This window comes from Nitrospira sp. Nam80, assembly GCF_965152575.1.
The window spans coordinates 1,367,432-1,389,923 of sequence record NZ_OZ224216.1; the positions used below are offsets into that span (position 1 = coordinate 1,367,432).

A 22,492-nucleotide genomic window follows, 5' to 3' on the forward strand; every position below is an offset into this window, starting at 1 on the left:
AGCCTCCTTCAACTGGAACGTGCTATCCCAACAGCTGTTGGAGATCCTTTTGAACTTCTTCTCGAATCGCGAACACGGAAGAGCCCTGGTTGGCCTCGTGAGTCCCCTCGCTACTAAGTCGCTTCAAACTATAGCCACCACGGTGATGAACCGCGACGAGCTCCCAATTGGAATTGAAGACAGGGCTACCCGAACTACCCTCCACCGTCGGTGCTCGATATTGAAGATACTGTTTGTTTTGGTCTACCAGGCGGTTGTCGCCGAGCGAGAAGGAAAGTGCACCTCCCTGAGCATGTCCGAAAATGAGCACCCGTTGCTCTTCATGGCTCGGCGGCTGTTGGGCCCAAGGGACAACAGGTAAGGCACTGGTGTCCCCATCAAGGCGCAAAATGCTGACGTCCAGATCTCCTTCCGGCCTTGACCAGAGGATGGTTTGGACGCCAAATTTCCGAATGGAATTATCGTCGGCGCGAAACGTTACAATTGCGCGGTTGGGTCGCAGCGCGCGGTAGTCTCTGTTGCTGACGACATGGTCACAGGTCACCAGTAAGGGCTGGCCGCTCAGTCTGGGGTTGAGATTTACTCCATCGATCAAAAACCCCGTACCAAAATGCTCTTCAGCAGAGGGCCCGATGCGTGCCACAGCCTTCCCCCGGCTGACTCCATCACAATAAGCGCGAAACGAGAGAAATTGGCCGCCGAATAGCCTTTCCAACCTGTCGGCTTGTTCAGATAGAAACGCCGTGCTAATTGGTTCCGATTCCGAAACTTCAAAATTGAATCCCAGCAGATCTTGCAAACGAGTGCGCAACAATGGCAGCAGCAAACTACCTGGTTCTTTGACGACGGTGAGCCGCCAGACCTCCTCCAGTTGACGAAGGGTTCCGGCAACTTCGAAGGCATCAATTTTCAGTGCTCGCGCCGCACTAGGATCAACGTATATCTTCGCCCAATTATAGGCGTCATCCCATTTCTCTAGGGCAATACTTGCCTCCATTGCGTTAGATGCTGCCCAAATGTCAATCGCAGCATCACCTGCCTGCTGCCTCTCTTTTACTTCTTTAAGAATGGTCTCAGCAGTGCCAAGGACATCGAACTGCTTCGTGACTTTGACACCGTGCTGCTTGGCAAGTCGAGCCAGGGCGACCGCATTGATGCCATGCCAGTGGCGTTCTGTCATCAGGTCTTGGTTATCCGTATAGCAATCGTAGTAGTGCGTGATGGCGCAATTGATGACTATTTGGTTTCGTTCCACGTCTGGGGCTCGTGCGTTCACGTAGCGATCTTTTTGTACACGTCCCAAAAGACCACAGGCCTCTGCCCACTGCTTATCGGCTTCGTATCGTTCATTTAGCCTCTTGGTTGTATCGCGCGATAGCGCCGCGGTATCAGTCTTGAGCAGGGTTAACACATCCTCCGCCGCAGCCAAATAGCCAAGGTCAACCAATGCCTGCGCATAATACTTGCGAATCAGAAACGTCGAGCAGCCATTATTAAGAAAGCCGTCGGCTGCCTTCCTCATCTCCTCAAAGAACCGGCGACGTCGAAGAATATAGAGAATCTGCCCGGCTTTTTTCGGATCATAAGGGTTATGGTTGGTATAGACGTATGTGGCTAGGCTGCGAACTAACTCGCGCACTATGGATTTGTTATTCGAGGCAACGGCATCCTCCAGCTTGGCAAATGACTGGTTAGGGTCCCATTGTTCAGGCATACTTTTCCCCTTCCCAATTTCGAGCAGTCGGTGCTATAGGCACCTCGGGTGCCTAACGGCATGTGATAAGCGGCAGGCGAAGCCCGTCCGCTTCATCACTGGGTCAGGCTGCGTTGCTGCATTTTCCTCTTATGTTGTGGCCGAGTGTTGCTTCCCCGCAGAGCCGTGCTCGCCGGACCATATGAGAACGATGAGGTCATGGTTAGAGTGACAGGCCTTAGTCTCTGGATCAGGTCATCGATCGTTCGATATCTTATCGTTGCCAGAAACCACGGATACGGTTTGAAGAAGTCGATCATCGGTGGCTCACACTGCGAGTCAATGATGATGGGCTGCACAGTGAGGCTTGGGCTGGTGGGCACGATTGCCTGGAGTTCCTGCAGCACGCTTTTCGCATCACTCATATCAGCGATGATGAACCGCGCCATCCGCGCCAAGAGGGTTATGGTTTCCACTGTGGTTTGCGCCGGCTTGGTGAAATCAAAGATGACTGGCACATAGCCTGAGGCTTCATGAAGATGAGACTTGAGCTTGTCCAAGATCCGTTTGCGCTCCGGTGTGAACCGGCCAAGGATCAAGACAATCTTCGACGTAAGGGTGTCAATCACACCTCGCAAGGTCGCATTGTTGACCAGGAGGTAAATGAACTGTGCCACTGCGAGATTGTCGACAACGATCTGTGGTTCGTCCTCAAGCGTGATCACCAGGTTGGATTGATCCTTGGGATCTCCGACCAACCCCCATGCTGCGATGCCGTACACATTGCATCCGGTGAACTGAGCGCCTTGAACGATAGTGCCTTCGTTCATGGAACAACTCGACAAGATGGCCCCGCTCAAGTTGGCACGAGTGAGGTCGGCTTTGCACAAGTTTGATCCCACCAGAATGGCTCCCCGAAGATCAGCTCCCCTGAGGTTGGCGGCGTAGAGGTGAGCCTCGCGAAGGAAGGCACCCTTGAGATCTGCGTCATGAAGATCCGCACGCTGCAGTATCGCGGACAACAGATGAGTACCGCCAAGACGTGGCCTGACCCGTGGGTTCGTTTTTCGCCAGCGGTTCCACTCGTCCACCGCTTTAAGATCCCGGCGTTGTAGCAATTCAGTCGGTGGATTTGCCTTCACCGTCGCGGCTCCGCGCTTCGTAGGCCTAAGTATGGTGATACCGACCAACAATACTACGCCAGGCAGACGGATACTGACGCCCTGATTCTTACGCTTGTTCAATCACTTGTCGCACTCCGCGGGTTGGCCGGCGTGCTATGCGTACTATGCCGACCGGCAGTTCTCTTATAGCCGCCAAGTGCTATCTTTCCGCCCACCTCATCGTCTCAGCTTCGTGCTCCTCCGCTGCTGGGGTTCTGGTAGTTCGCTTCGGTAGAAGAAGCAAGCCGAATGCCAGTGGGCGGATCTGACCCATATGGTCAGATGTTGCTTGTAACCTCGTGACTGGCAAGGAGTGCGCGTTCGATGACTAAAGGACAGACGTGCACAACACCATCCCCGAAGACTGCGCCTGTATCTGAAAGGATTCAGGGGTGTATCCATTTCGATGGTGAACAGAAAACCACAGGGAACATTTTATAGGGTCCACGAAGGTAGGGCGAAAAAAGCCCCGACATATGCGTCAGGTGCGCAGTGAATCGGCATTCTCCCACCTACCGTGATTTCTGCAGCATCGGAGCCGTTTTGTGTTCCGGCGTTGCCGAGGCAAAGGTCCCCCTTAAGTGCGTGGCGGGGACCTGGCGAAAACAAAAGCAGTCAGCCCGTTCAATTTCTAAGCGGAAGGAAAGGGAATAAGAAAAAAGACCGGGGGCAAGCGAGTTGGGGCGCCGACATTGGTGAAGGAGCGGAGTACCCGCTGAAGTTTGTCGTGCAGGAAAACCGGAACCGAGCACGGAACCCCAGAAAGGGGCGCTCCGAGAAGTGCGGAGGCGTCCGGCTCGACTTGCCCCCAGTTGCTACATTTACGTCCGGGTCAGGAATTATTCATTGGACTCAAGGGACAGGACACTAGCGTTTCACACGTTCGCCTCAATGCTCGACGCGGTCTTATTCAGCACCGTCGCCGCGGCGCGGGACAAGGCGGCGTAATGCTCATGATCGTGCGCGTAGATCCTAAACTGCACGAGGCGGGTGGGCAGCAAATCAAGAAATTCTTCCAGCGGCTCGGCGGAAATCTTTTTCGTGCTGTGATCGTATACATAGAGCGGGATGCCCCGAGTGTCTTTGGAGTCCTGCTCAAATTTAAGGGCGCGACCACGTTGTTTTATTCGCCTAACGTTGCGGGATTCAGCAGCCCTCTCCGCTGTTGACCCAGTATTGCAGGAACTCACTGACGAGAACCGGCTCCGATCCAGAACAACCGGGGGTAAACCAGGTGTCATACACCTGATTGGGAACCTTCATTTCAATGTACGACAAGGCCTCTCGCCAAACCGTTTCAAGGCTCATAATTCAATCACTTATGACTGGTCACAGCTTTATCAACAAGCTGACCATGCGCCCGGCGCCAAGGGCGCCGGCTTCGCCAAGGTCATGAGTCCACAGCTGTGTTACCTCGATAAGCGCGTCCCGAAACGATTCTTGCTTTCGACGAATCTGAGCCAGCTTCTCTTTCGAAATTTGCATGGTGTTCGCTTCAGTTTATCGATCCAACGGTGGGGCTAGTCTGCCTAATCATTGAGTATGCAGACCGGCATAGTAAGCCCAGACAGACTAAAACAGGCGCCTGATTCTTGCGCGCCTTAAATCAATTGTCATCGCTATCCATGGCGCCGTGTTGGGGTGCTATACAGATCGTACCCGACTTTGGCGACTGGCCCGGAGGACAAGTACGTTCCGACCTCCTCCATTGCGTTCCAGTCTCCTTCCGCATCTTCCGTGACTCTCATCACCAGTGGAACGGCTTCAGATCTGGGCCTACGAGGGCGCCGCCATGCCCCGGGGTGTGCCGAAAATGCCCCGCATACCACAGGACCACGTCACGGTCCTCGGTCACTTCGCCACTGACGAAACGATCGATATTCGCACGTGAAAGGGCCGGATCGGTCGTGAAGCCCTGGCCGTCGTCATACTCTGACGATCCGCGATAGCGGACGACCCAGAAATCCCCCACGCCGTATGCATCCCGTGCGCCGTCGTTCGCGCCGGGCACGAGTAAGTAGCTTTCGTCGGTCGAGAGATTCCGAACGCGCCAGTGCCGGTTCCTCGATGTGTCGCGCGGTCTGCGGATCTCGTACCGTTTCGTGTGCCAGTTCGACCCTCCCACGATCGGCGGATTGTTGTACTCCTCCACCACGTTGTTTCCCGCTGTGCGGATATCGAAGTCGAGTCTCCAGTAGACGTGGTGATGATGGTCTTTGCAAGTGCACGGGTTGTTCGCCGCCGCGAAGCCGAAGCGCGGACGGATGGTTCCATCCACGTGGAAGCGCCACTGGCTGATGTAGCGATACCAGCCGGCCTGCAGTTCGCTTACAAGCACGACCTCCTGGCCTTGGACGAAGATCGCGACGCCCCGGAAATTACCCCCATCGGTACCGCTTTCGATAATGGTCTGTGCCGGCGCGGGACAAAGTCGGAAGCCTGGAATAACATCAGTTCCGTTGGCCTGGAAGCAGGTCTCCGAATTCTGCCAATCTCGGTACGTCGGACCGCAGCCGGCATTGATGCCATCCTGGTAATACTGAACGTTCAAAATCGGCACGTGCGCCTGGTAAAGCACCTGTTTGCCGCGATAGTACACACCACGTAGTTCGATGCCTGAGCCGTTAGTAGCCGACGAAGCCGCCGGACGTATCGCGTCGAATTTCCAAAGAGTCGTGTTGCCCTGGGTGACGGTCACCGAGACGCGACCGGTATTGCCGGAAGAGGGACAACTCGTGGAGGGTGGCGGCCCGCACTCATCATTCGAATCGTGGGCCGTACCTTCGAGGTGATGCAGGACCTCTCGTCGAATCATATTGACGCCGACCAGGTGATGCCGGCCACGCCCGCCACGTGAGACGAGCCCCACGGCAAGGGTCCGCTCAATGCGACCCTCGGGCGTCTCCATGTCTACCAATGGCGGCATCGGACGATACGCCAGCAGTTCGCCGCTGTGGATTGCTGGACCGTACTCCGACTGGTTCGCCAGAAGTTCCACTGCCGCTTCGAACTCCTCATCGCTCGGCAACGGCTGTGCCGTCGCTTCTACAATGCTTGCGCGATCGGGCTGGTCGATGCTTCCGCTGATGCGGAGCGTGCGATTGTTTGTGTAATCGTAGACATGTGCGAGGAAGCGATCAGACATGGCCGACCGGTCCTTGTCGCCATTGTCTGCTATTTGAACCGAGAGCACGCGAAGGTCCGCTGCCGATGCTTCGTGCCGCAACCGATCGGCAGTTAATGCCCGCGCAATCCGTGCCATTGTCCCCGGGCTCGGCCCGCGCGGGACTACATCGACCGTGATGTCCTGGTTTGACAGCATCGGCCTGCCGAAGCGGTCGATGATCTCTCCACTCTGATCCTGTCTATTCACGTCCTGTCTGCCGTCAGAATTATGATTATCGTTGCTCGTCATTGTTTGATCCCCTCCCTATAAACAATTGCATGCATTTCCTGGTTCGGCGGCTGCTTCACTCCACTCTGCCGCTGCGTGAGCCCGAGAATGTTTGAAGACTGTTAAGATGAAAAGGCAAGTCGAATGCCAACCGGCCCATCTGACCGGAGCGGTCGGATGCACCCATAACTTCGTGGCCGACAAGGAGCGGGCTTTCGATGGCTGACGACGGATGCGTACAAGGCCAGTGCAACTGATCACGCGTGTATCTTAATGGATTCAGGGGTGTATCCATTTCGACGTTGAATAGAACTTAAAGAGGTATCACCGATAGGATGAGGAATATGGCCGAAGCATCGAAATCCTGTCTGTTAAGTCGCCCGTAACGCTTACCTTACCTTCTTCGAACCGCGAGGAATATCACCTGTCTCGGCTGGAACGGATGCGCGGTGAGGTGCGCGCCATAGCGTCGTAGCGAGCCGGATCATCCACGAACGGCCGGCGGGCGACGGCATGGCGCCACTGTGGCGCAGCTTCACAGGAACGCGCGGATGCGAGCAATGGCCCAGTAGTCGTCTATGATCATCGCATTATGGCGACACCGAAGCGCGCGCCGTTCGTCAGCCGAGGCGTCAGGCTGACGGGGCATTAGGGGAATCGAAGAACCGAATGGGTAGGCGATGGTCGGTTCATTTCGCGGCGAGAATCAGTTTTTCCGCTTCTTCAGGAAACTGAGCGCGGACACAATATGGTTCCCGGATAAAGGTAGTCTTCACCCGACTCGTCCATCACGCGAACGTAACCTTCCTTTTTCGAGCCTTCGTCCGGGAATATCTTGATCAAGGAGTGGATACCCGCCTTCACGGGCATGACGCAAAAGGAACTGACCCACTACCCGAATTGATGTTCCGTTGACTTCTCACCATGATTCCCCGGCGACATTGATTGTTTCTTTTTAAGTCGGTTGCTATGCGACGCTTTGCATTTTGGTCGCAAAGTCGCGCCCGGAAGTCGGAGGCGGTAATGGCTTGCCGTCTTTCCTGTACAGTTCGATCGCTTCCTCAACGATTCTGCACAGCTCATCGAAGACTTCCCTTTCTTCACTTCCGTGGCAACCTCCGTATATCAGGCCTGGTGCACTACCGACATAACTCTGATCTTCTTCCGACCACTCGACAATCTTCACGTACTTAGCACTGTCTTTCATTTCTTCGCCTCCTCGATAGCGAGCTGCACAGCACGCAGCTGGTAGTGTTTGGCATCGTCACCTGGCCTACCAGAGATTGTCACAGGTTTAGCTACTTTCGGGTGAATGAAGTTTCTATTGCTGCCCTTGCCTCCACGGTTCACGAATCCAGCCCGTTCGAGCTCGGCAATGAGTTCTTTCACCTTGGGCGGCATTGAGCCGTCATCCTGTTACCTCTTCTCGCACAACGACTACGTTTGGGCGGCCTATCCATGCACCAAAGTACGGAGACGCAATGGGGTTACTGGCAGATAAGTCTACTTGCAAATTCGACATTCCTCAAGATTGTCTCCGCACGCCCGCTCAGCGTCCCTGGCTCATGCTTCAACCTTTTGTCTCTCGGCTGGAACGGATGTGTGGTGAGGTATGTGCCATAACGCCATCACGAACTGATTACCCTGAACTGCTCCACGTGCGACGGCATTGTGCCGCCTGCGAGGCAGCATCAGCGAGGCATTAGGTTGAATGCATTTGGCCGGGGTGATTGCTTGGGGTGTGCATCGTGGGGTATTGATCACTTTCCCTAGGATCTGGTGGGAGTTTTGCCGCCGATCGCCGGAGGGAGTGGGACCCACCTTGCCGACGCGCGCGGCTCTTGTTCTCTTGTGGCAAGTGCGAAGCCTGTACTGTTTGAGATCGCTGCGATCGAGTTTACAGGCTTCGAGCGCCCAAGGCTTAGTTGGGTGCTCACGAAGGTGTCTTCGCGGCAAACACTCCCGGCGACCCTCACCTCCATTTCTGGCGAAAGCGAAGCAATCAGCCCGTTCAATTTCTAAGCGGAAGGATAGGGAATAAGAAAAAAGACCGGGGGCAAGCGAGTTGGGACGCCGACATTGCTGAAGGAGCGGGGCACCCGCTGAGGTTTTGTCGTGCAGGAAAACCGGAACTGACCACGGAACTGTGGTCGTTCGCGACCACAGCCACGGGAATTCCGGAAGCTTCCGCACGGCAAGACCCAGAATGGTCGCTCCGAGAAGTGCGGAGGCGTCCGGCTCGACTTGCCCCCAGGTGCTGAGGGGCAAGATTTATTCATTGGACTCAAGGGACAGGATACTAACCGGTGGCAGTGCCGGTAGCGTTTCAGACGTTCGCTTCAATGCTGGACGGCGTCTTGTTCAGCACGGTGGCGGCGGCTTGGGACAGGGCGGCGTCATGCTCATGATCGTGCGAGTAGATCCTGAACTGCACGAGGCGGGTGGGCAGCAAATCAAGAAATTCTTCCAGCGGCTCGGCGGAGATGCCTTTGGTGCCGGGATCGTACACATAAAGCGGAATACCCCGCGTATCCTTCGGGTCCGGCCGTGGATCGAGCGGCGCCATATCGACGCGGAACGGAACTTTCTGCAGGCGCGCCGGGAGCTCCTTCAAAATCAACTTCTGAAACTGCTCGTGGCTGGGAAAATCGAGGCCGCGCTCTTTTCCTTTTTCCTTCAAGACCGTACTGTAGGCCATCTTCCATTTGACATCCCGGCAGAGTATCCGTTTCCACTCTCCGTAAAGCCGCCGCTTGGCTGCCTGAGCGGCTTTCTTCCAACCGCGAACCTCCTCCAGTAACGACCAATCGGTAAGCCCCAGATAATCCTCCATCTTCTTTCGCGGATCACCGGGAAAAATCAGCTTCATCGTTTCGCCGAAAATATCTCGAAGATGAATATCGATGGCCCGGGTCGTCCGGTGATAGTAGACGTTCGAGTAGAGATACATGCGGGTGTTGAGGAACATGTGGAGCGCCGGCAGCCCGGTCTTATGAATGGTGAATCCCTTCTCGGTGATGATGCTGTAATGGATCAGCCGCGTCAGATCCACAGGACCGACCGCGACGCCGCACATATAGGAGTCACGCAGGACATAATCCAAATTATCCGCGGTATAGCTTCCGGACAGGACCGGTTGCAGAGCATTCACCCAGAAGGGGACCCGCGAGTTGTCCTTGCTTTTCTCTTTGAGAATCACGTGCGCGATGAGATTCGGACTGAGCTCTTCCCCGCTGTCGAAAGGGCCGGAAGGGCTGCGCCGAATTTTCTTAATGGCGGGTCCCAAGAAATCCCGGATGATCACTTGACCCAATCGCTCATGCGTCAGGCCGAACGAGTGCAGAAAATTATCGTCAAAGAAATGACAAAACGGGCCGTGGCCGATGTCATGCACCAATGCGGTCACGCGTAAAAATTCTTCGACGAAATTCGCCGACGGCACCTCGGGGAGAGCTTGCTTCAAAAACGGATAGAGGTGGCGTGCGAACCGCCCGGCGACGTGCATGGTCCCGAGCGAATGGACGAATCTGGTGTGTTCCGCAGAAGGATACACCCATCGGGCGCTTTGCAATTGATAAATGTAACGCAGTCGCTGAACCCACGGAGAATCGATGAGGTCCTTTTCAGTCTGCTCGGTACCGTCTGAAGTCGTATAGGGAACCGTGAAAGAGAGATATTGGTGAATCGGATCGGCGATTAAGGCCGAGCCATCGTACGGTGATGGAGCTTGCGAACGGTTCGACTTCATGGTGAGAGCAACTAAAACATATCTTAGCCCACTTGGTCCGAGGGCGGCAACGGGAGGGTCGAGTCTGCTGCATGAGGCCGTCGATATTTCGTGATCAAATAATAGGCCAGTGGATAGGCGACGAGGGCGCCGAGAATACTGAGAACCGTGCCTCCGACAAAGAAAGGCAGCGCATACGGCATGACCTGATGGTAGATTCCGGCAAAACTTAGATCCTCCCAGTTAAAGGTGGGGAGGTCCGTGTCGCCGACGATCAGCGCGCCGGTCCAGAAGGTTGCGCCGAGGATCGGCACAAGCGTCCAGGGATTGTTGATGAAGGCGCCGGCGAAGAGCGCGATGAAATTCAGACCGAAGGCCCAGGTGCAAAAGGCGACCATGACCGTGTGGAGACCGTAGGTAGGGGAAAAAGCGATGAAGATGCCGACCGCGAACGCCAATGCGGTTCGATGCGGCGATTCCCGCAGGTGGAGAATTTGGCGAAACAGAGACTGGACATCGGACAAGGACGTCACAAGGCCCTCGCGACGCTACGATGTGGGGCGGAAATGCTCGTAGCTGACGGGGGCCAGCGGTTCGAGCGATCCGTTTACCGTTCTCATGCGGAGACCGAATGATGCCGGCTTCATCTGTCCGATGCAGGTGCAGCGATATCCCAGTCGTGCCGCTTCACGTTCCATCCGCGACCTATTCCGCGAATTCACTGTAAACAGCAATTCATAATCCTCGCCTCCGGCCAGGGCGAGATCGGCAGGGGCAAGTCCCCGCACATGGGCGAACCTCAAACAGGGAGAGGAAATCGGCAGCGCCGCGCAGTCCACCTCCGCCCCGACGCGGCTTTCGTCACAGAGGTGCCGTAAATCTCCCGCCAGGCCGTCGGACAAGTCGATGGCGGCCGTAGCGAGCCGTTTCGTCGCCAACCATCGCCCTTCCTCGATGCGCGCCGACGGCTTGTGATGGCGGCGAAGCAAAAAGCGGTCGCCGGCGGACTGGGCAGGGTCGGCCTTCTTGACGTGCGATTTCCTTTCTTGCAGGAGCATCAGACCGGCGCGGGAGTCGCCGACTGTTCCGGTCACGTATAAGAAATCGCCCGGATGAGCCCCGTTCCGCTGTAGCGCGCGTGCCGCCTCAACAGCGCCGGTGAGGGTAATGCTGATAAAGAGATCATGGCGGGATGCCGAGGTGTCGCCGCCGATCAAGTGCACGTTGAAGGGCCGGCAGGCTTGCATGAGACCACGATAGAGCCGTCGGATCGCGGCAAAGTTTATATGCTGGGGAACGGCGATGGCTACGAGCAGGTAGCGCGGCCGTCCACCCATGGAGGCGATATCGCTTAAGTTGGCGATCGCCGACCGGTATCCGATATCTTCAAGCGAGGTTGTGGCTAGGTCGAAATGAATTCCTTCGGTAAGCAAATCGGTGGTCAGCAACAACCGATCTCGGCTCGATGTCTTGACGATCGCCGCGTCTTCTCCGATGCCTCTGATCAGCCCGGCGTCCTTGGAAGCGAATCGAACCCGAAGCGATTCGATCAGGGCAAATTCTCCCTGCCGCTCCCTCCGTCGGGACACCCCGCCTCCCGGCATGCTAGTGGGATAAATGCGATAATTGAGGTGAAACTGTCGGAAGAGATGCGCCTCGCCGAGGCGGACTTGCGGCGCGTTTGGACCTGTTGGGCCGCGACGCCTTATCCCGAACATGCCGCGACGGGGACTTTTTGGAATTTGCGGGAGATTTGCGACGGAGCGCGGTTCGGATGACATCGTCCATCGTATCCACGAAGGCCAATTCGATCCCCTTCAGGATATGTTTCGGAATTTCTTCGAGGTCTTTCTTATTCCGCTTCGGCAGCACGACCATGGATAATTTGGCCCGCTTGGCCGCGAGGATTTTCTCCTTCAGCCCTCCGATGGGAAGGACGCGGCCACGCAGAGTAATTTCACCGGTCATGGCAAGATCGCGGCGCGTGGGAATCTGCGACAACGCCGAGGCGATCGCAGTGGCCATGGTAATGCCCGCGGACGGGCCGTCTTTGGGAATGGCCCCGGCCGGCACGTGAATGTGGATATCGTTCTTGGCAAAAATATCCGGGTTGATGCCCAAGGTTTTTTCACGCGATCGGACGTAGCTCAGCGCCGCCTGCGCCGATTCTTTCATGACATCGCCCAGGTGGCCCGTCAGGGTCAACTGTCCTTTGCCCTTCATGGCCGTGGCCTCGATGTACAACACGTCCCCGCCGGTTTCCGTCCAGGCGAGCCCGGTGGCGACGCCGACCTCGTCATGCTCCAACTCCGCTTCGGGAAGGAATTTGGGAACTCCCAGATACTTGGGCAAGTTTTCCGTGTCGATCACGTGGCACTGAGTCTTGCCCTCCGCGACTTTTTTCGCCACCTTCCGCATGATATTGGCGATTTCGCGCTCCAGATTCCGGACGCCTGCTTCTCTGGTGTAGTGCGCGATCACTTGCCGAAGCGCGCCTTCGACGACCCGCACGTGCTTGTCCGAAATGCCGTGCTCGGTCATCTGCCGCGGAATGAGATAGGTCTGCGCGATGCCCAGTTTTTCCTCTTCGGTATACCCGGGTATCTCGATGACCTCCATGCGATCGCGCAACGCGGGCAAAATCGGATCGATGAGGTTGGCCGTGGTGATGAACATCACTTCGGTGAGATCGAAGGGCACGCCAAGGTAATGGTCGGTGAAGGCGTTGTTCTGCTCCGGGTCGAGCACCTCCAGAAGAGCTGCGGATGGATCCCCGCGAAAATCCATGCCGACCTTATCGACTTCGTCCAGCATGAAGACCGGATTGTTAGTTCCCGCTTGCTTCATGCCTTGAATGATGCGTCCGGGCAGGGCGCCGACATAGGTCCGTCGATGGCCTCTGATTTCGGCCTCGTCCCGTACGCCGCCCAAACTGATTCGTACAAATTCGCGGCCGAGCGCCCGGGCGATCGACTTGCCGAGGGAGGTCTTGCCGACGCCGGGAGGACCCACAAAGCAGAGGATCGGCCCCTTCATCTTCTCTTTCAACTTGCGGACGGCGAGATATTCGATGATGCGTTCCTTGACCTTTTCCAAGTCATAGTGGTCCTCGTTCAGGACCTTCATCGCGGCCTTCAAATCGAGATTGTCCTTGGATTTTTTACTCCAGGGCAGCTCGACCATCCACTCCAGATAGGTACGGACTGTGGCGGATTCGGCGGTGTCCGGATGCATTTTTTCGAGACGCTTGAGCTGCTTCTCTGTTTCCTTGAGCACCTTCTCCGGCATTTTTGAATCTTTGATGCGCTTGCGAAATTCCGCGACCTCTTCCGCTCGCTCGTCCAATTCGCCGAGTTCCTTCTGAATCGCCTTCAATTGCTCGCGGAGAAAATATTCGCGCTGGGTCTTGTCCATCTCGCCCTTCGCCTGGGCTTGGATTTTCTGCTGCATGGACAAGACTTCGATTTCCTTAGCGAGGATTTCGCTGACATGCTTCAATCGCTGGATCGGATCGACGACTTCGAGCACCGCTTGCGTAACATCGACTTTCAAGCCCAGGTTGGACGCGACCATGTCCGCGAGGCGGCCGGGATCTTCCAGATTTTCAATGACGACCATGACATCGGGAATCAGCACTTTTCCCAAACTCACGATCTTCTCAATCTGTTCTTTGACCGTACGCATGACGGCTTCCGTTTCGAGGGACGCGCCGGTGGGTTTGGATTCGGTCAGCTTTTCGATCCGGACGGAATAGTAGGGATCGCTTTGAATGTAGTCCTTGATCTTCCCTTTCGTCAGCCCTTGAACCAGGATCTTGATCCGCTCGTCGGGCAGTTTCAGCATCCGCATGATGATGCCGACCGTGCCCACGGCATGGATGTCTTCCGGTTTGGGATTTTCCACGTCCAATGACTTTTGCGTCGCCAGGAAGATCATGCGGTTGCCGGCCAATGCCGCTTCGATCGCTTTGATGGACATGTCTCGCCCGACAAACAAGGGCAGAACCATGTATGGAAAGACCACGATGTCCCGGACCGGCAACATGGGAAGCTGGTCGGGGGGGTCAATGTTCTGCGTGGCTTGGAAATCCTGCTCGGATGATTCTGCCATGAGCTTCCTATTGATCGTGAGGGTGGAGCGGCTTACCCACCGGCGTCAAAAGCGGTGGGTCCCTTGCCCGTATGCGGGCACATCATGCTTTGCTCGCGGCACGTTCTCGAAGGGGAGACGGGCGGCCGTTCGGATTGCGCCGCGCCGACGCCGAACCGGGACGAAGGCGTTGTTGAAGGAAATCTCCGAACGAAGGTCCGAGCGACGGATTCTTCAAGGCGAATTCCACCGTGGCGATAAGGAATCCCAGTTTGTCGCCGGCATCATGTCGCTGGCCCTGAACTTCGTGGGCGAACATCGGAGCATGTTTGACGAGTTGGCGCAACGCGTCGGTCAATTGAATTTCACCGTTTTTGCCGGGCTGCGTTTTTCGTAGAATGGGAAAAATCTCAGGCGGCAGCACATAGCGACCGATCACGGCCAGGTTGGACGGAGCATCCGCAGGCGCAGGTTTCTCGACAAGGTCGTTTACCCGGTGGAGGCCCCCTCCCATGCGCCGCGCGGAGATAATGCCGTATCGGCTCACTTCCTGATGCGGGACTTCCTGGATACCGAGGACCGCGCCTCGCCGCTTCTTGTAAATGTGAATGAGTTGGGCGAGTCCGGGCACCGGCGCATCGATAATCTCATCGCCGAGAATGACCGCGAACGGTTCATTGCCGATGAGATGCTGCGCGCAGAGAACGGCATGCCCCAGGCCCAGCGCCTCCGATTGCCGCACATAGCAAAAGTTGGCGAGGTTGGAAATGTGCCGGATTTGATTCAGGACCTGCGCCTTCCCACTGCCTTTGAGATTCTCCTCGAGTTCCAGCGAACGGTCGAAATGATCTTCGATGGCGCGTTTGCCGCGACCAGTGATGACGATGATGTCTTCGATGCCGGAGGCGACCGCTTCTTCGACCACATATTGGATCAGCGGTTTGTCCACGAGGGGCAGCATCTCCTTGGGGGACGCTTTGGTGGCGGGCAGAAAACGAGTGCCGAGTCCGGCCGCCGGAATGATGGCCTTGCGCACGTCGAGCCGAGTCATACCGGCGATACTATGTGATGAGATATATGAAGTCAAGATTGACCGGCGCTTTCGCCGCGGCCCACGAGGATGAGGGCGCGCCTCAAAAATTCTTTACATTGATCCATGTGCTCAATATAATCCGAGAGTTTTAGAATCCCTGCTGGCCGTCAGTAAATCTCTTGATGATGTTGCATTCGACATGGCACTTCGGTGATTTCAGTCCCGAAAGTCGGTGACCTGCCCTGTTCCGCCAGACACGTCGTGCGACCGAAGACGCACTGTTCTTCACTGTTCCGATTGAGCGGGCCATTGAAAACCACGTTGTCGGCGCTTGAAGACCGTTCAATGGACTCTTTGGGGACCAACATCTCCAGGAGATGTGGATGGACGGCGTTCCGAGAGGCCGCGGCGGCTTAATTAGACGTCTCTGGAAGGGTAAGCCGCAACCTGGCCTGGGATGCCGCCGTAACTTTGGAGGACAACATCGCGCCGGTGATGCGGCCATGTCTTGCGCGTGGAGGCGCTGATTGATCTCGCGCCGGGGTAGAGACTGTAGTGATCGGGCTCGTACGACTTGACCGCTCAAGTCCGCGATGAGGGCAGCCAAACGTTCATGAATAATGCGGGCTAGAGTGATCGATGGGAGAGGCAGGCACTGGGTTCGGGCCCTGGCTCTTGGGCTAGCCGTCGTGTCCGCGATGCTGGTTCCGTTTAGTGCCGCCGCGCAGGTGTCCGGACCGCGCGTCAAAGCGGTTGAAATCAGAGGAAACAAACATATCGAATTGGATGCCATCCAAGGGCGCGTGACGCTGAAGGCCGGCGACCCCTATACGGCGGAGGCGCTGCGGACCCAAATCAAGGTTCTGTATGATACGGGCTTTTTCGAGGACGTGCAGGTGGAAACGGAGCCGACGGCGGGCGGCGTCGCGGTGGTGTTCATCGTGCGAGAAAAGCCCTTTATCACCGAGATTGTCTTTGACGGCAATGAAAGCCTGAGCGACGACAAACTCAAGGAAAAGATCACCATTAAAAGCCAGTCTTTCTTGGATCAACAGCAAGCCAAGGAAAGCGCCGATAAGATTCGGCTCGCGTACCAGGAAGACGGTTATTACAACTGCGAGGTCATTCCCGTCATTCAGACCGTCGAAGAAGACCGCAAACGGCTGACGTTTTTCATCAAGGAGGGCGACAAGGCGCGCATCCAATCGGTGACCTATGAAGGGATGCGGGCGCTCACGAAAGACGAAGCCTTCAAAGTGACGGCGACACGCGAATGGATCCCCTGGTACGGCCTGATCACTCAATTCAAGCTGCCGTCCCTGCTGTCGGACGCCGGTATTCTCAAGCGCGAAGAGGTGGTGAACGATATCGAGCGTATCCGGGAGCTCTATCTTAATAAAGGTTACATGAATGTCCAGATCAGCCAGCCGGAGATCGAGCTGAGCGAGGATAAGAAATGGTTTATGGTCCACTACTCGGTGGTAGAGGGCGAGCCGTTCACGGTCGCCGAAGTCGGTTTCCGTGGCAACACGGTCTTCGAGGATAGCGAGTTACGGGAAGGCCTGGGTATCAGGCCGGGGGAAATCTTCCAGCGGGCGAAGATCCGAAGCGAAATCACGAGGATCACCGATCTCTATGGCGCGCGCGGCTATGCGTTCGCGGACGTCGTTCCGAATGTCAACTCCGACAATGACCGCAAGACGGCCACGATCATTCTCAACGTCAAGGAAGGCGAGATGATGCGGATCCGGGAGATCCACATCAATGGCAACGACAAGACCCGCGACAACGTCATCCGGCGGGAACTCCGGGTCGACGAGCAGGATGTGATCGATACGACCGCACTGAAACGAAGCTTCCAGCGGCTGAATAATTTGAACTTTTTCGAGACGGTCGAAATTTTGCCGCAGCAGGTGGAGCCGGACAAAGTGGATCTCAACGTCAAGGTTAAGGAAAAGCCGACCGGGCAGTTCAGCATCGGCGGCGGATTCAGCACACTCGACAAGTTGGTTGCGATCGCCGACATCACGGAAGGCAATCTCGGCGGTCGAGGGTGGCTGGGTCGCGTCCGGGGACAACTGGGGCAGCAGCGCACGCTGGGTCTGATTACATTCCGCAATCCCTACGTCAACGATTCCTATAACTCTCTGCAGTTGGACGTCTACCGGACGATGACGAACTTCATCTCCTATTTTGAGTCCAAATCCGGCGCGAGCGTGGCATGGAGCCGCTGGTTGTCGGAATATGTCAATGCCAGCGTAAGTTTGTTCGGAGAACAGCTCAATTATAAGAATCCCACATCCGATGCGCCCGAAATCATTCTCACGCAGTTGGGCAACCAGTCCTCCACCGGTTTCAGGACCTCGGTGTTCCGGGACACGCGGGACTACTATCTTGATCCGCGAACGGGATGGCGGGTGAGTGCCGGGTTCGATTACGGAACACCGACGTTGGGGGGCACGAATCATTTCTACAAATACTATCTCGACGTGATCAAGTATACGCCGCTGATTTACGATACCCGATTTTCGATCCACGCGCGCTACGGGGTCGCGGAAGGCATCGGCGACAAACCGATCCCGCTCACCGAGCGGTTTTTCGTCGGCGGCATCAATACGATGCGCGGATTTGTCTTCGGCCGCGCGGGGCCGGTCACGCCCAGCGGATCGCTCCTCGGCGCCGCGAAGCAGCTGATCATCAACAATGATTTTATTTTCACGATCTCGTCGGAAGCGAAGCTGAACGGCGTGATCTTTTTCGACTATGGAAAAGGATTCAACGATAATGAGTCGGTGGATTTCAATCTGCGGGCGACCGCTGGCCTTGAAGCGCGGTGGATTTCTCCGTTCGGGCCGTTGCGTGCCGCCTATGGCATCAATCTGGACCCCAATCCGAACGAACGCAAAGGGGTATTCGAGTTCACGATCGGCTCATTGTTCTAGCCGAATAGCGCCGGTGCAACAGTCGAAACCGATGAACCATGGCGGCTCTGCAGCCGGCATGGCCGCTTGTGGAGGGATATGAAAGCATTGCTGGTGTGGGGGGCCGCGATGGTCCTGCTGGTCGTCACAGCGGGCGGATGTAAATCGGGTGATCCGGCGGGGCCGCCGGTAACCCGTGTCGGGGTGGTGGATCCCCAGCGGATCCTCAATGAAACTAATGCCGGGAAAAAGGCGCGCGAGACCTTGGCGTCCTTTACGAAGAACCGCCAGGCGCTCATTGAGCTGGAGGAAAAAGAGTTGCGCCGGTTGGAAGAGGATTTCGTGAAGCAAGGCAGTGTATTGAGCCCGACCGCGAAGCGCGAGCGGGAGGAGCAATTCCGGCGCCGCATGGCCGAGTATCAGCAGAAAGTCAACGAGTTGAACCGCGAGGTGCAGGACAAGCAGAAGGATGTGCTCGACGGATTTCGGGACAAGATCGAGGCGGTTTCGTCGAAGGTCGCCAAGCGGCTGGGCCTGCATCTGATCATGGACCGCGGCCGCGGCGGTCCGACCATCTACTTCGAGGACTCCATCGATTTGTCCGCGCAGGTCATCGAAGAATTCAACAAGGACTATCCATGATCGCCTGCCGACGATCCGAAGGGCCGGGCGGGCGTGAGGCAAGGGAGGACCTATGAGACGCGTCATTCTAGCAGCGGTCGCCATGGCCGCGACGCTGGTTCAAGAGGCTGCTGCGGCGGAGCCGTTCAAGGTGGCGATCATCGACCAGCAAGCGGTGATCGAGCGCAGCGCTTCGGGCAAGCGGGCGCTGGAGGAGATGAAGAGCTATTCGACCACGCGCCAGCGGATCGTCGAGGCCGACGATGCGGAGCTCAAAGAATTGGAGAAAAGCGGTCAGGACACCAACCTGTCCGAAGAGGCCAGGAAAGACAAACAAGAACAGTTTCGCACGAAGCTCGAAGCCTACCAGCGTCGAATCCAAGAGTTCAATCGCGAGGTGCAGGAAAAGCAGCGCGGCATGATTGGCGAATATTCGAAGAAAATTCGGGACGCGGCGTTGGTCGTCGCGCAAAGAGAAGGGTATACAGCGGTCATCGACAAAGGAAGCGAGGGCGCCGTGAAGATCGTGCTGTATTACCATCCGTCGGTCGATCTGACGGACAAGGTCATCAAGGAATTGGACCGGCAGAACAAGTGATCGGATCATACGTTTAACCAGGAGGCAGGGTTGATGTCGGGGATGGATGTGGAACAGATTCAGGCCTTATTGCCCCATCGGTATCCGTTTCTGCTCGTGGATCAAATCCGTGAGCTGGAACCGGATCGCCGGATCGTGGGGATTAAGAATGTCACGATCAATGAGCCGTTTTTTCAGGGACATTTCCCGGGGCGTCCCGTCATGCCGGGCGTGCTGATTATTGAGGCCATGGCTCAGGTGGGCGGGGTCCTGGCGTTCAAGTCGCTGGGGCATGTCGCCCGTCCGGTCGTCTATCTCACCGGTGTCGATCAGGCCAAGTTTCGAAAACCGGTCGTGCCGGGGAACCAACTGCGTTTCGAGGTCGATGTCGTTAAGAAGCGGCCGCCGTTCTGGAAAATGAAGGCACAGGCGTTCGTCGCCGACGACCTTGTCTGCGAAGCGGAAGTGACGGCGATGGTCACGGAAGAAAAAACGGCGGACGGTAAATGATCGGAGGTCCTGAGTGAAGATTCATCCGACAGCGGTGGTACATCCCAAGGCCGAATTGGCGGACGACGTCGAGGTTGGTCCCTATGCAGTGATAGGCGAACATGTCCGTGTGGGCAAGCACACGAGGCTGCTGTCTCACGTCTGTGTGGAGGGATGGACGGAAATCGGCGATGACTGTGAGCTGCATCCCTTTGTTTCGGTTGGGGGGCCGCCTCAGCATTTGCAGTATCAAGGAGAGCCGACGAAGGTGATCATCGGCCACCACAATATCCTGCGGGAATATGTGACCGTCAATCGCGCCACGATGCAGGGCGGCGGGAAGACGACGATCGGCGACCACAACTTTCTCATGGCCTACGTCCATGTGGCGCATGATTGCCATCTGGGGAATCATTTGATCTTGGCGAATGCCGCCAGTCTCGCGGGACACATCACAATCGGCGATCATGCGATCATCGGCGGCCTGTCGGGGATTCATCAATACGTCCGGATCGGTCCCTATTCGATGGTCGGCGGCTGTTGCGCCCTTGGGCAGGACCTGCCGCCGTTCATGCGGGCGGCGGGCGGCTATCGCGCGCGCATGTACGGTCTGAATTCCATCGGTCTGCGGCGCCACGGCTTTTCGGCCGAGCGGATTACGGTGCTCAAGCACGCGTACGACCTGCTCTTTCGATCCGGTCATCGCGTGGCCGAGGCCGTTAAGCTCGCCAAGGAATCATTCAAGGATAATCCCGACGTCTTGCAAGTGACGACGTTTATGGAAGGGACGAAGCGCGGTATTTGCCACTCGGTCGGAAAGGACCAGGAGCATGAGGATGAGTAGGAGGCCTGGCCGGCATGGACAATAACGGCTCGCGCCCTCCCGCCGGATCACGGATCGGTCTCATTGCCGGAAACGGCCGCTTTCCGATCATCTTCGCCGACAATGCGCGACGGCTTGGCTATTCCGTCAGCGCCGTGGCTCACGAAGGAGAGACAGAACGAGAGTTGGGCGATCATGTGGAACGCATCCATTGGATCAAAATCGGCCAGTTCAACAAGCTGATTAGAGCGTTAAAGGATGACGGGGTGCGGGAAGCGGTCATGCTGGGCGGCATCAAGAAAACGCACGTGTTCACCACGGTGCGACCGGATTTTCGCGCGCTGGCGTTGGCGGCGCGCCTCATTCGTTACAAGGACGACCAGATCCTGCGCGAGATCGCCGCCGAATTGGAAGGTGAGGGAATCGTCATCAGGGAATCAACGTTCGGCTTGCAAGGGGTCCTGGTGGAAGAGGGAACGCTGACCAAACGGGAGCCGACCAAGAAGGAATGGGACGACATCCGGTACGGGTGGGAGGTGGCCCAGCACATCGGCTCTCTCGATATCGGGCAATGCGTCGTGGTGAAGGATACCGTGGTGGTGGCGGTCGAAGCCGTCGAGGGAACGGACGGCGCGATCAAGCGCGGCGGTGAACTTGCGCAGCAGGGAGCGGTCGTCGTCAAACGATGCAAGCCGCAGCAGGATTTGCGGTTCGATTTGCCGGCTGTGGGACCGAGAACCATCGAGGTCATGAATTCCGTCAAAGCCTGCGCGCTCGCCCTAGAAGCCGGCCGCAGCGTCTTATTGGACCGGGAAGAGACCATTCAGAAGGCCGATCGGGCCGGAATCGCCATTGTGGGAATGACGCGGGTATGAGCGCCAAGCCTGCGCGAACGAATTGCCATAGCAGCCGACGGGTCGGCGCATGAAACGGATCCGAGCAGGAGTGATCGGAGTCGGCCATTTGGGCCAGCATCATGCGCGTCACTACGCCACCCTCCCGGGGTCCCTGTTGATCGGCGTCGTGGATAGCGATCTCAGCCGCGCCAAATTAATCGCGGATCGGCACGGTGTCCGAGCCCATCCGCAAGTCAGCACTCTCCTGGAAGAGGTCGAGGCGGTCAGCATTGCCGCTCCCACGTCGGCCCATTTTCCGCTGGCGAAGAGCTGTCTTCAGGCGGGCAAGCATGTGCTGGTAGAAAAGCCCGTGACGGTCACCCCGGATGAGGCGCGGGAGTTGATCGACGTGGCGAAGAAGCAAGGCTGTCTATTGCAGGTCGGGCACAGCGAGCGGTTCAATCCGATCATGCAACTCATGCGGCAGTATATCGATCGACCGGCCTTTATCGAATGTCACCGGTTGAGTTCGTTCGGCGAGCGGGGAACGGATGTCGATGTGGTGCTGGACCTCATGATTCACGATCTGGACCTCGTCTTATCTTTTGCGCCGGGTCCGTTGGAAGAAGTGCGGGCAGCCGGTGTGCCCGTACTCTCCCGGAATATCGATATCGCGAACGCGCGCCTCGTCTTCGGTGGCGGCTGTGTGGCCAACCTCACGTCGAGCCGGGTCTCGATGACCAAGATGCGGCGCCTGCGGGTCTTTCAGCGCGATCGCTACGTGTCCATGGATTTCCAGACGCGGCAGGGGATGATCAGCCGGCGCTTGCAGCAGACGGGAGAGCGACCGACCATCGAGGTGGAGCACTTTCGAGGGACTGAAGAGGAGCCGCTCAAGCTGGAGGTGGAGTCGTTCCTTCAGGCTATCGCGACCGGATCGCAGCCGGTCGTGGGAGGCGAAGCAGGGCTCGCCGTGCTTGAATTGGCCTACCAGGTTCTTGAGGCGATCGGGCAATTTCTGGAACGCCATACGGCGGGGGGCGACGAGGGAGATCCGGTTGGTTCGACCATTCTTCCCCATTGAACCGGTCCGGCCGGATCGGCTGTCTTTCTTGTAAGCTGGCGC

The 22,492-nt window shown here is 57.0% G+C and carries 19 protein-coding genes; 7 read left to right on the plus strand and 12 right to left on the minus strand.

Translation table 11 applies throughout. The annotated features are described in order from the left end of the window. Positions 1-22: 22 nt before the first annotated feature. The 12 genes from ACWGXE_RS06415 to galU form a co-directional block, all read right to left on the minus strand. A complete protein-coding gene (locus tag ACWGXE_RS06415) occupies positions 23-1,714 on the minus strand; it encodes a trypsin-like peptidase domain-containing protein (protein WP_447602254.1) in 1,692 nt (563 codons plus the stop codon). A gap of 95 nt (positions 1,715-1,809) precedes the next feature. Then, positions 1,810-2,835 carry a pentapeptide repeat-containing protein gene (locus ACWGXE_RS06420; protein WP_447602256.1) on the minus strand — a complete coding sequence of 342 codons (1,026 nt, stop codon included), beginning with the start codon at positions 2,833-2,835 and terminating at the stop codon, positions 1,810-1,812. 896 nt (positions 2,836-3,731) lie between these two features. Further along, positions 3,732-4,097, minus strand: coding sequence for a hypothetical protein (locus tag ACWGXE_RS06425; RefSeq protein WP_447602258.1), 366 nt, complete (start codon positions 4,095-4,097; stop codon positions 3,732-3,734). An 88-nt stretch (positions 4,098-4,185) separates the two neighbouring features. After that, positions 4,186-4,341, minus strand: a complete 156-nt coding sequence (locus ACWGXE_RS06430) for a hypothetical protein (RefSeq protein WP_447602260.1) — start codon at positions 4,339-4,341, stop codon at positions 4,186-4,188. A gap of 262 nt (positions 4,342-4,603) precedes the next feature. Continuing rightward, positions 4,604-6,271 (minus strand): hypothetical protein, encoded by a 1,668-nt coding sequence (locus ACWGXE_RS06435; RefSeq protein WP_447602262.1) that lies wholly within the window; start codon positions 6,269-6,271, stop codon positions 4,604-4,606. 946 nt (positions 6,272-7,217) lie between these two features. Further along, positions 7,218-7,457, minus strand: a complete 240-nt coding sequence (locus ACWGXE_RS06440) for a hypothetical protein (RefSeq protein ID WP_447602264.1) — start codon at positions 7,455-7,457, stop codon at positions 7,218-7,220. Then, positions 7,454-7,651, minus strand: a complete 198-nt coding sequence (locus ACWGXE_RS06445; protein WP_447602266.1) for a type II toxin-antitoxin system HicA family toxin — start codon at positions 7,649-7,651, stop codon at positions 7,454-7,456. Before ACWGXE_RS06445 ends, ACWGXE_RS06440 begins: the two co-directional genes overlap by 4 nt. Before the next feature lie 925 nt (positions 7,652-8,576). Then, on the minus strand, positions 8,577-9,998 hold the full coding sequence (locus tag ACWGXE_RS06450; RefSeq protein WP_447602268.1) for an HD domain-containing protein: 1,422 nt from the start codon (positions 9,996-9,998) through the stop codon (positions 8,577-8,579). Between the two features lie 23 nt (positions 9,999-10,021). Then, complete coding sequence (locus ACWGXE_RS06455; protein ID WP_447602270.1) at positions 10,022-10,510, minus strand: DUF2062 domain-containing protein; 489 nt, start codon at positions 10,508-10,510, stop codon at positions 10,022-10,024. A gap of 15 nt (positions 10,511-10,525) precedes the next feature. Next, entirely contained in the window at positions 10,526-11,566 is a 1,041-nt protein-coding gene (gene thiL, locus ACWGXE_RS06460) for a thiamine-phosphate kinase (RefSeq protein ID WP_447602272.1), read from the minus strand. A 16-nt stretch (positions 11,567-11,582) separates the two neighbouring features. Further along, positions 11,583-14,087, minus strand: coding sequence for an endopeptidase La (lon, locus tag ACWGXE_RS06465; protein WP_447602274.1), 2,505 nt, complete (start codon positions 14,085-14,087; stop codon positions 11,583-11,585). Positions 14,088-14,169: 82 nt separating this feature from the next. After that, the gene (galU, locus tag ACWGXE_RS06470; RefSeq protein ID WP_447602275.1) at positions 14,170-15,117 is read right to left on the minus strand and encodes a UTP--glucose-1-phosphate uridylyltransferase GalU; all 948 of its coding nucleotides are present in this window, start codon (positions 15,115-15,117) and stop codon (positions 14,170-14,172) included. Positions 15,118-15,731: 614 nt separating this feature from the next. On the opposite strand from galU, the gene bamA reads away from it, so the two are divergent. From bamA to ACWGXE_RS06505, 7 genes are all read left to right on the plus strand, one after another. Beyond that, entirely contained in the window at positions 15,732-18,041 is a 2,310-nt protein-coding gene (bamA, locus tag ACWGXE_RS06475; protein WP_447602277.1) for an outer membrane protein assembly factor BamA, read from the plus strand. Positions 18,042-18,119: 78 nt separating this feature from the next. Further along, entirely contained in the window at positions 18,120-18,662 is a 543-nt protein-coding gene (locus tag ACWGXE_RS06480; protein ID WP_447602279.1) for an OmpH family outer membrane protein, read from the plus strand. Positions 18,663-18,714: 52 nt separating this feature from the next. After that, positions 18,715-19,239, plus strand: coding sequence for an OmpH family outer membrane protein (locus tag ACWGXE_RS06485; protein ID WP_447602281.1), 525 nt, complete (start codon positions 18,715-18,717; stop codon positions 19,237-19,239). Positions 19,240-19,272: 33 nt separating this feature from the next. Beyond that, a complete protein-coding gene (gene fabZ, locus ACWGXE_RS06490) occupies positions 19,273-19,728 on the plus strand; it encodes a 3-hydroxyacyl-ACP dehydratase FabZ (protein ID WP_447602283.1) in 456 nt (151 codons plus the stop codon). 13 nt (positions 19,729-19,741) lie between these two features. Next, positions 19,742-20,551, plus strand: a complete 810-nt coding sequence (gene lpxA, locus ACWGXE_RS06495; protein WP_447602285.1) for an acyl-ACP--UDP-N-acetylglucosamine O-acyltransferase — start codon at positions 19,742-19,744, stop codon at positions 20,549-20,551. A gap of 14 nt (positions 20,552-20,565) precedes the next feature. Next, positions 20,566-21,405 (plus strand): LpxI family protein, encoded by an 840-nt coding sequence (locus tag ACWGXE_RS06500; protein ID WP_447602287.1) that lies wholly within the window; start codon positions 20,566-20,568, stop codon positions 21,403-21,405. A gap of 49 nt (positions 21,406-21,454) precedes the next feature. Beyond that, positions 21,455-22,450, plus strand: coding sequence for a Gfo/Idh/MocA family protein (locus tag ACWGXE_RS06505; protein WP_447602289.1), 996 nt, complete (start codon positions 21,455-21,457; stop codon positions 22,448-22,450). Positions 22,451-22,492: the final 42 nt, after the last annotated feature.

Coding starts and splice junctions, on each gene's coding strand:
- ACWGXE_RS06415 (WP_447602254.1), bottom strand. CDS start 1,714: ATGCCTGAACAATGGGACCCTAACCAGTCATTTGCCAAGCTGGAGGAT.
- ACWGXE_RS06425 (WP_447602258.1), bottom strand. CDS start 4,097: ATGACACCTGGTTTACCCCCGGTTGTTCTGGATCGGAGCCGGTTCTCG.
- ACWGXE_RS06430 (WP_447602260.1), bottom strand. CDS start 4,341: ATGCAAATTTCGAAAGAGAAGCTGGCTCAGATTCGTCGAAAGCAAGAA.
- ACWGXE_RS06435 (WP_447602262.1), bottom strand. CDS start 6,271: ATGACGAGCAACGATAATCATAATTCTGACGGCAGACAGGACGTGAAT.
- ACWGXE_RS06440 (WP_447602264.1), bottom strand. CDS start 7,457: ATGAAAGACAGTGCTAAGTACGTGAAGATTGTCGAGTGGTCGGAAGAA.
- ACWGXE_RS06445 (WP_447602266.1), bottom strand. CDS start 7,651: ATGCCGCCCAAGGTGAAAGAACTCATTGCCGAGCTCGAACGGGCTGGA.
- ACWGXE_RS06450 (WP_447602268.1), bottom strand. CDS start 9,998: ATGAAGTCGAACCGTTCGCAAGCTCCATCACCGTACGATGGCTCGGCC.
- lon (WP_447602274.1), bottom strand. CDS start 14,087: ATGGCAGAATCATCCGAGCAGGATTTCCAAGCCACGCAGAACATTGAC.
- galU (WP_447602275.1), bottom strand. CDS start 15,117: ATGACTCGGCTCGACGTGCGCAAGGCCATCATTCCGGCGGCCGGACTC.
- ACWGXE_RS06480 (WP_447602279.1), top strand. CDS start 18,120: ATGAAAGCATTGCTGGTGTGGGGGGCCGCGATGGTCCTGCTGGTCGTC.
- ACWGXE_RS06485 (WP_447602281.1), top strand. CDS start 18,715: ATGAGACGCGTCATTCTAGCAGCGGTCGCCATGGCCGCGACGCTGGTT.
- fabZ (WP_447602283.1), top strand. CDS start 19,273: ATGTCGGGGATGGATGTGGAACAGATTCAGGCCTTATTGCCCCATCGG.
- ACWGXE_RS06500 (WP_447602287.1), top strand. CDS start 20,566: ATGGACAATAACGGCTCGCGCCCTCCCGCCGGATCACGGATCGGTCTC.
- ACWGXE_RS06505 (WP_447602289.1), top strand. CDS start 21,455: ATGAAACGGATCCGAGCAGGAGTGATCGGAGTCGGCCATTTGGGCCAG.